This window comes from Clostridium sp. AF34-13, assembly GCF_003477845.1.
Lineage (GTDB): Bacteria > Bacillota > Clostridia > Lachnospirales > Lachnospiraceae > Butyribacter > Butyribacter intestini.
In genome coordinates, this window is record NZ_QUEB01000013.1 from 103384 (window position 1) to 112035 (window position 8652).

Genomic DNA, 8652 nt, shown 5'->3' on the forward strand with positions numbered 1-8652 from the left:
TAAAAAAACATCATTATCTTTTGCTCAGTAAAATATTTTTCAATAAGTCTGTCTAAATAATCCGTCCGTTTGTATATTCCGTGCGTGTATTTCTCTGTATCGTAAAATAACATACTGTTGTCATAAGTGCTATTCCTATAATAACGGCAATAAGCCATCCTCTGTTTCTCATCATTTTCACAAACCTCCAAAATATTTTTGTGATGTTATCTGTCACACTAAAGATGTGAACCTTAACTTCATGATAACAGTAGTATGGCTTATTATTTTTTGTTTATTCACAAAATGCCCCTTTTTGAATATTTATTTATATTGCACAAACATAAACAATGTCTCTTCTATTATAAGTTTAACAGGCATTTCAAAACTATAATAATCTTTACTTAAATTATCCTGCATCAACTCTTATGAATTTAATTCAATATACATACGCTTCAATATCTTCTTTTCAAGTCTGCTGACCTGAACCTGACTTATGCCAAGTTTGTCCGCTATCTGCGTCTGCGTCATTTCCTTAAAATATCTGTACTCAATTATCTTTTTCTCCCTGCCTTTTAATTTTTTTATAAGATTGTCGATAAGTATATGATTTATAACTTTTTCCTTTTCTCTGTCACTTACTGTTTCTTTTGCCACAATCTGGTCTACAAGCATAACCTCCCTGCCATCATCCCTGTAAACGCTCTTATAAATAGAATCAATCTCCGAATTTGCATCAAGTGCAAGTACAATATCCTCCTCCGTTATCTCCGTTGCAGCAGCAATCTCACTTATCTTTGCATTTCTGCCTTTTTCATAGCTTATCTTTTCTGCCGCTTTTTTTATCTTCCAGCCATTTTCCCGCAATGTCCTGCTGACCTTAATCATCCCATCATCCCGCAAAAACCTCTTTATCTCGCCCATTATCATCGGAACTGCATATGTTGAAAAACAGACATTAAAACTCATATCGAAATTGTCGATTGCCTTTATAAGTCCTATGCAGCCTATCTGAAATATATCTTCCGCATCATATCCCCTGCCCGTAAATCTTTTTACAACATTCCAGACAAGTCCCATGTTTTTCTTTACAAGTTCATTTCTTGCCTCCCTGTCTCCTGCTCTGGCTTTCTTTAGCAAACATTTCACTTCATCATGCATGCTATTTTGCTCCTACTTTCTTTTTCATATAAATCTTAGTTCCTTTTGATACCTCAGATTCCACTCTCATCTCATCCATAAACGCTTCCATAAAAGCAAACCCCATCCCCGAACGCTCCCATTCAGGTCTTGTCGTGTATAACGGTTCCATAGCTTTATCAATATCAGCTATTCCGACCCCGAAGTCTTCTATCTCTATTTCCACATCATTATTATGTATATTGCAAGTCATAAAAATACTTCCCGGTCCAGATTCATAGCCATGTATTATGGCATTTGTCACCGCTTCCGAAACAGCCGTCTTTACATCTGACAACTCCTCAAGAGTGGGATTAAGCCTTGTTATATATGCCGCAACTACAGTTCTTGCAAATGCCTCATTGCTCGAACAGCTCTCAAATTCTATTCTCATATAAAGCCTCCTGTATGGTATCATATTTTTCTATAATCTTATACAATCCTGATATTTTAAATATACGGTCAACAGCATTTCCCACATTTGTAACTGCCGCTTTTCCGCCGATAAACATAACCTTTTTATATCTTCCCATAATAAGTCCTATACCGGAACTGTCCATAAAACTTACATCTTTAAAATCAAAAACTATATTTTTAACATTCCCGGCTTCTATAAGCCTGTCGGAAGTCTCCCTTAAGTAAGTAACCGCATGGTGATCAAGTTCATCTTTAATATAAATAATCAGACTATCACCTTGAATTTCGTAATGCAGCATATACGCACTCCTCTCTTCTTATTTAATTTACTCTCGGTATCTTCTCAGAACGAATGCTTTCGAGAGCACGTTTTATTATATTTGTGCGACTAACACTATCTATAACCAATTTCGCAAATATATATTTTTTACAAAAATAAAAAGTCTGCCGTATGCAACATTTAAGTCACATAAACGACAGACCTCTGTCTTTGTCATACTTATCTCTCTTAATCATTTTGCAAATCAAAACAGATATACTTATATTTTAAAGACTAATAACCCATTTCTGTTAATTTCGCTTTAGAGAGAGCAACTCTGTCTGAATCAGGGAAATCATTGATAATAGTCTCATAATACTTCTTTGCCTTATCATATTTCTGCTGTTTCTGGAAACCTCTGCCTAAGAAATAAAGTGCCTTAACATTAGTCTCATCATATTTAACAGCCTCTTTCAATGTCTTTATGGCATTTCCATAATCACCACTGCTATAGAGCGTATATCCCTGCTGATATAATTTTTCCGACATAGTTGCAAATGTATTTTCTTTTATTCTCTTGTACACCTTTTTTGCATATTCACTTTTAAGTGTATTTTCATCAATCTTTAAAAGTTTTTTTGCAGCATTTTCGCTATCGTTTGCCAGATATGAACTTGCCGCACTATAAAGATCATCATATATGTCTAGTATGGTCTTTCCGTCTTCGGTATTTGCATCACCCTGAAGTTCCTTCAACTGGCTTTTCAAACCATCAATCTCCTTTTGCAAAGACTCATTCTTACTCTTTAAAGATGATGAATCGCTATCATCTGCTGCCTGCTGCTCACTGTACTGTTTAAAATTATTATTCGCACTGTTTGCATCTTTTGATTTCATATGTGGAATTATAAGGAAATACATAAGTGCAAGTCCTATGACCATTCCTACCACCACATTTATAAAAGGTATTATAGACGGTCGTTCCTCTTTATATGGAGTTATTGTCTTATATGCATCCGGATCAACCTTTGGTAAAGTTCTTCTTTCCGTTGGCTGTTCCTTAGATGGTTTCGGCTGTACTCTCTGACTCTCTCCTCTTAAATGGACATCCGACAACTCTTTCATATACCTGAGCGTAGTGGTATTAGTAACATCAATCTTACTTATATGTCTGAGAAGTTTTAATGCCTTTACCTTGTTATCCTTCTTTCCAGTCATCATATAGAGTAAAGCTAAAAGCTGGTGTGCTCTTATAAAGTTAGGATTAAGATTTACAACTTTCTTAAGCTGGATAACAGCCATATCTTCGTCACCGTGTTTTGCCGAATTCAATGCTGAATTATATTTCCTTATAGTCTGATTATATGTTTCAAGTCTGTTCGGATTTGACTGTATCTGTCTGATATAATCCTCCGCATCATTGTTTTCTGCCTGATAATGCCTGCTTATGACCCACTCGCTCAAAGCAGCAACTATCTCGCCCTCTTCTAAGTATATCAATCCTAAAAGATTTCTTGCATTTGTATTTAATTTGTTATACTGAAGACTAAGTTTCAGGGATGACACGGCACCAGACAGATCCCTGACCTTTGCCTGTGATAGTCCCTTATTATAATAAGTATTTGACAGGCTGACAACCTTACGGTAATTCTTCAGATCATGACCGCAATTATCACACCTTTTCTTGCTAAAAGCTACATTGGCATTGCATCTTGGACAATTCATTATTCTTCCACCCATCCTGCTGATTTATTTTTCTTTGTATTTCTTCCTGCTTTTTCATCCTTCAAAATACTCTGAAGTAAATCCGTCACATCAGTTGTATTATTTCCGTAAATAGCATCCTCTGCCTGATCTATCTCCAAACTAGGCTGAAATTTTGCCAATTCCGCTTCAAAATCCATATTACACTACCTCCCGATATTCATCAACTATTATCCGTCGCAATTTACGACAATCTTTTTATGTATTGCATACTCACTGTCTTCTTTTTCTTTGACAAACTTTTATAATGTCTTTTCATGACACAGACATCCAGAGTGCAATTTTATTCCCCAATCTTATACACTATGATTCCTGCCCCCCGCCTTGCATACTCAACATGGTGTTCTTCCTCAGTCACGACTGCTCTCACACCATTTATAACAATAACATTTCCCGGATAAATGACTTTTTCAATCGTAACCTTTGCAAGATTTGCTTTTCCCATCTTCTCGACAATATCCTGTTTCTTTTTTGTCAGTTCACTTAACTTCGTATCTTTTTCTATCTTTGTACGCATAAGTGCCATCTTCTTATCCCCAAGATCCTTTCTATCGGACTTTTCCATAAGAATCTGTATCTGACCAAGTACATTTGTAATCTTAGCAAGTTCTCCACTCACCACCGACATATCCTGTTCACACTTTGTCAGTTTTGCAAAAAGATCACCGTCAACACCTGCACTTATCGTAGTCTTTACCTCAGACATATTTCCGATAATAGTAGCATGAATGTATCTGGTTGCAGATACCTTTCCGCCTATTATTATTCCATACTTTCCTGAGACAATGACATCCTGACCGCACTCAATATCTGAATTCATAATGGCATTTGCATTTATATCATTGGCAGCTTTTATCTGCACCTGCTCAAAAAACTTTCCGGTAACATTCCCCCCTGCCTCAAGGTATCCCTTGCCGTTGCCCTGCATTCCGTTTTTAAGCACTATGTCTTTTTTCGCCTTAAGTACCGCTGACTCGACATAACCGTCTACGATAATGTTTCCCCGTTCAGATACAACTTTAACTCCCGTAAGAACATTTCCACGAACATGAATGTCATTTTGAAATATAACATCTCCTGTTGTAAAAGACACATCGCCCTCTACAATCAGCTCAGACTCTATCTGAAGTCTGTCATCACGATATGTTATCTTTCCATCGTACTTTGCATAGTACTCCTTTTTTTCATTGTCATAAATAAATCCTCTGCCATTTAGTCTTGCAAGTTCTTTACCTTTTTTAGCAATGATTGTCTCTCCTCTTACGGAAACACCATCTTCAGAAGGTATTGCCGGATGATATATAACAACTTTCTGACCTTCTTCAACAGTAGGCACATTTCCATACTCAGAATAGTCCACAGAACCATCTTCTAAAATCTTAGGTTTCGTATCTATCTCAGTCTGAAATAAAAACTCATACCAGCCGTCAATCCCGTCAACTGCCTTTTTTCCCTCAGCAACCTTGACAGGTACATTGTAAATCCTTTCATCTATTATCTTCTGTAACTCTGCTTTGTCAATACCATTTACTATGCCTGCATTTTTAAGTCTCTTTACAAGATTTTCAACCGTATAGTCTGATTTTGTCTTATCTGTCGTAATGATACAAAGGTACGCCTCAGATCCGTCATCTGAAAATGTAACCTCTCCTCCGCCAAGAACCTCTGCGTTTGCTTTATCTTCCATGATACCCTCCTCCCTTCCTTAATAACAACGATAATTTGCTATAATACCGCTACTATAATAAAATTATATATTAGTTGCCTTATAAATGCAAGTATGGAATCGCTGTTCATGGCAGCACTGACAAGTATTTTTTGTCAGAAAAAGCCCCTATAAGCTGCAATCTTATAGTGGCTTTTCTTTTGATACTTACATCACATTATTATAATGCAGCAAGTTCCTCTTCTACTTTGCTCATCATTGCCTGATATTTCTCAAGTTTTGATTTTTCCTCGTTTATCTTCGCTTCCGGTGCCTTACTCATAAATTTCTCATTGTTAAGCATTCCGTTTACTCTCTTAAGCTCTCCCTCAAGGCGTTTCTTTTCTTTTTCAAGACGCTCTTTTTCTTTTGCGAGGTCAACAAGGTCTGCAAGTGGCATATAGATTGTTGCTTTATCTATAACTACTGATACTGCATTGTCCTCGATGCCTGTCTTGTCAGACTGTACATGTACTTCTGACGCAGAGATAAGGTGCTGATATGAAGATACAAGTGATGTGAGTGTCTCTTTTGTCGCATCATCATCTGCCACGATATATACCTTAGCTTTTCTTGATGGTGCTACATTCATCTCACTTCTTCTGTTTCTTATTCCTCTTGTAAGTGCTTTCATAAGCTCTGCTTTGTTCTCAGCAGCTTTATTGTCCCACTCATCCTTAAACTCAGGCCAGTTTGAAATCATGATAGACTCTTCCTCTGACTGGAGTGTGCAGAATATTTCTTCCGTGATAAACGGCATATATGGATGAAGTAATTTAAGTGAGTTAATAAGTACAGTCTTAAGAGTCCAGAATGCAGCGTTGGCTGACTCTTTATCCTCATCCTTTGCAAAAAGTCTAGGCTTAACAAACTCAATATACCAGTCACAGAACTCTGTCCATACGAAGTCATTTATCTTCTGAACGGCTACACCAAGTTCATATTTTTCCATATTCTCAGTAACTTCTTTTGCAAGTGTGTTTACCGCTGACAATATCCACTTGTCCTCAACTTTGAGAGTGTCATACTCAGGTGTTGTAATCTCGTTGTCTCCAAGATGCATCATGATAAATCTTGAAGCGTTCCATACCTTATTTGCAAAGTTACGGCTTGCCTCAACTCTCTCCCAGTAGAAACGCATATCATTTCCCGGAGCGTTGTTTGTGACAAGTGTAAAGCGGAGTGCATCCGCACCGTATTTATCTATAACTTCAAGCGGGTCAATTCCGTTTCCGAGCGATTTACTCATCTTTCTTCCCTGACTGTCTCTTACAAGTCCATGGATAAGAACTGTATCAAACGGTACTTTTCCCGTATGCTCAAGTCCTGAGAACATCATACGGATAACCCAGAAGAATATAATGTCATATCCTGTTACAAGAGTGCTTGTAGGATAGAAATAGTCCATCTCCTCTGTCTTTTCAGGCCAGCCAAGTGTGCTGAAAGGCCAGAGTGCTGATGAAAACCATGTATCAAGTGTATCAGGGTCCTGACGCATAGGTTTGCCGCATTTTGGACAAGTGCAGCCATCTTCCTTAGTAACAACAAGTTCTCCACAGTCATCACAGTAAAATGCGGGAATTCTGTGTCCCCACCAGAGCTGACGGGAAATACACCAGTCTCTTATTCCTTCTAACCAATGGTAATATGTCTTATCAAAATGAGGTGGAACAAACTTTGTATCACCTTTTTTTACGGCTTCGATAGCAGGTTTTGCAAGTTTTTCCATTGCAACGAACCACTGTTTTGAGACTCTTGGCTCTACTGTTGTATGACAGCGGTAGCAGGTTCCTACATTATGCTCATGGTCTTCTACTTTAAGAAGTGCTCCCTCTGCTTCAAGGTCTGCTACGATTGCTTTTCTCGCTTCATATCTGTCCATTCCTGCATATTTAGGATAATCTGCAACTATCTTTGCATCATCAGTAAGTACATTTATAACTTCAAGATTGTGGCGAAGTCCAACTTCAAAGTCGTTAGGGTCATGTGCCGGTGTAATCTTAACAACACCCGTACCAAATTCCATATCTACATATTCGTCTGCAATAATAGGAATCTGACGGTGTACAATAGGAAGGTCGAGCATCTTTCCTATCATATCCTTGTATCTGTCATCTTTTGGATTTACTGCTACAGCCGTATCTCCGAGAAGTGTCTCAGGTCTTGTTGTTGCAAGGTCTATATAGCCTGTTCCGTCCGTTGTCTTGTAACGAAGATGCCAGAAATGTCCTGCCTGATCCTCATACTCAACCTCCGCATCTGATATAGATGTAAGGCAATGAGGACACCAGTTGATTATTCTCTCACCACGGTAAATAAGCCCTTTATTGTAAAGTTTTACGAAAACTTCCTTAACTGCCTTAGAACATCCCTCGTCCATCGTAAAACGCTCTCTGTCCCAGTCACATGAAGAACCAATCTTCTTAAGCTGTTCAACAATACGACCACCGTACTGCTTCTTCCAGTCCCATACATGCTCAAGGAACTTCTCTCGTCCAATGTCCTCTTTTTTAATTCCATCTTTAGCAAGTTTTTCAACAACCTTTGCCTCAGTTGCGATAGAAGCATGGTCGGTTCCAGGAACCCAGAGTGCTTCATATCCCTGCATACGCTTAAAACGGATGAGAATATCCTGCAAAGTATTGTCAAGGGCGTGTCCCATGTGGAGCTGTCCCGTGATATTAGGTGGCGGCATAACGATAGTAAACGGTTTCTTGTCCCTGTTTACTTCTGCATGAAAATATTTTTTCTCAAGCCACTTATCATAAGTTCTTTTCTCAATGTCGGCAGGGTTATAGTTTTTCTCTAATTCTTTTGCCATGATAATTTTTCCTTTCTAAAATAAAAGACCCTCTACCCGTATAAATACGGATAAAGGGCGAATAATCAATACACGCGGTACCACCTTTTTTAATGTTTAAACCATCATCACTGCACATAATACATAGTATAATAAATGCAGCTTATCTTTGTTTAAATATATCTCTGCATCTTTAACGGAATGACCCGATGAAAACTAATGACCGTTTTTCTCTGACTTTAAACCGCTGTCTTTTTCTCATATAATCGTGCACCACTGTCTCACACAATCATATCCACAACTTGTCAAAAAAACGGCTTTCATATCCACAACTCCAAAGCTACATTCCACATTTTCATGCCTGAACAGTCTTTCAGCCAGTGAACCGTTCTCTCTGATGGACTACGATGTGTACTCCTCTTTTTCCTAGTCTTTATCTTTCAACATGATACTAAATTGCGTGGTGGTATGTCAAGAGAAAAAAATTGTTTTCAATACATAAGTAACAGTCCTCATTTGCAAAACTAATTTCCACCCCTATATGACTTG

Annotated in this window: 8 protein-coding genes; all 8 read right to left on the reverse strand. The window is 38.0% G+C overall.

Features of this window, described 5'->3' with window-relative positions; translation table 11 throughout:
- Positions 1-52 precede the first annotated feature (52 nt).
- The 8 genes from DWZ63_RS16145 to DWZ63_RS11935 all read right to left on the reverse strand — a co-directional run bounded on the left by DWZ63_RS16145 (position 53) and on the right by DWZ63_RS11935 (position 8124).
- Positions 53-175, reverse strand: coding sequence for a hypothetical protein (locus DWZ63_RS16145; RefSeq protein WP_022013320.1), 123 nt, complete (start codon positions 173-175; stop codon positions 53-55).
- 230 nt (positions 176-405) lie between these two features.
- On the reverse strand, positions 406-1140 hold the full coding sequence (locus tag DWZ63_RS11905; RefSeq protein WP_022013319.1) for a SigF/SigG family RNA polymerase sporulation sigma factor: 735 nt from the start codon (positions 1138-1140) through the stop codon (positions 406-408).
- Position 1141: 1 nt separating this feature from the next.
- Positions 1142-1552, reverse strand: a complete 411-nt coding sequence (gene spoIIAB / locus DWZ63_RS11910) for an anti-sigma F factor (protein ID WP_022013318.1) — start codon at positions 1550-1552, stop codon at positions 1142-1144.
- Complete coding sequence (gene spoIIAA, locus DWZ63_RS11915) at positions 1536-1874, reverse strand: anti-sigma F factor antagonist (RefSeq protein ID WP_022013317.1); 339 nt, start codon at positions 1872-1874, stop codon at positions 1536-1538. Before spoIIAA ends, spoIIAB begins: the two co-directional genes overlap by 17 nt.
- Before the next feature lie 254 nt (positions 1875-2128).
- A complete protein-coding gene (locus tag DWZ63_RS11920) occupies positions 2129-3559 on the reverse strand; it encodes a tetratricopeptide repeat protein (RefSeq protein ID WP_182431514.1) in 1431 nt (476 codons plus the stop codon).
- The gene (locus DWZ63_RS11925) at positions 3559-3738 is read right to left on the reverse strand and encodes a hypothetical protein (RefSeq protein ID WP_022013315.1); all 180 of its coding nucleotides are present in this window, start codon (positions 3736-3738) and stop codon (positions 3559-3561) included. Before DWZ63_RS11925 ends, DWZ63_RS11920 begins: the two co-directional genes overlap by 1 nt.
- Before the next feature lie 143 nt (positions 3739-3881).
- Positions 3882-5285: a FapA family protein gene (locus DWZ63_RS11930; RefSeq protein WP_118500015.1), complete on the reverse strand. Its 1404-nt coding sequence runs from the start codon at positions 5283-5285 to the stop codon at positions 3882-3884.
- A gap of 199 nt (positions 5286-5484) precedes the next feature.
- Entirely contained in the window at positions 5485-8124 is a 2640-nt protein-coding gene (locus DWZ63_RS11935) for a valine--tRNA ligase (RefSeq protein ID WP_118500016.1), read from the reverse strand.
- Positions 8125-8652 lie beyond the last annotated feature (528 nt).

Bases quoted from the DNA above. Each gene is read 5' to 3' on its own strand.
- DWZ63_RS11905 (WP_022013319.1), bottom strand. From the start codon at position 1,140: ATGCATGATGAAGTGAAATGTTTGCTAAAGAAAGCCAGAGCAGGAGAC.
- DWZ63_RS11930 (WP_118500015.1), bottom strand. From the start codon at position 5,285: ATGGAAGATAAAGCAAACGCAGAGGTTCTTGGCGGAGGAGAGGTTACA.
- DWZ63_RS11920 (WP_182431514.1), bottom strand. From the start codon at position 3,559: ATGAATTGTCCAAGATGCAATGCCAATGTAGCTTTTAGCAAGAAAAGG.
- spoIIAB (WP_022013318.1), bottom strand. From the start codon at position 1,552: ATGAGAATAGAATTTGAGAGCTGTTCGAGCAATGAGGCATTTGCAAGA.
- spoIIAA (WP_022013317.1), bottom strand. From the start codon at position 1,874: ATGCTGCATTACGAAATTCAAGGTGATAGTCTGATTATTTATATTAAA.
- DWZ63_RS11925 (WP_022013315.1), bottom strand. From the start codon at position 3,738: ATGGATTTTGAAGCGGAATTGGCAAAATTTCAGCCTAGTTTGGAGATA.
- DWZ63_RS16145 (WP_022013320.1), bottom strand. From the start codon at position 175: ATGATGAGAAACAGAGGATGGCTTATTGCCGTTATTATAGGAATAGCA.
- DWZ63_RS11935 (WP_118500016.1), bottom strand. From the start codon at position 8,124: ATGGCAAAAGAATTAGAGAAAAACTATAACCCTGCCGACATTGAGAAA.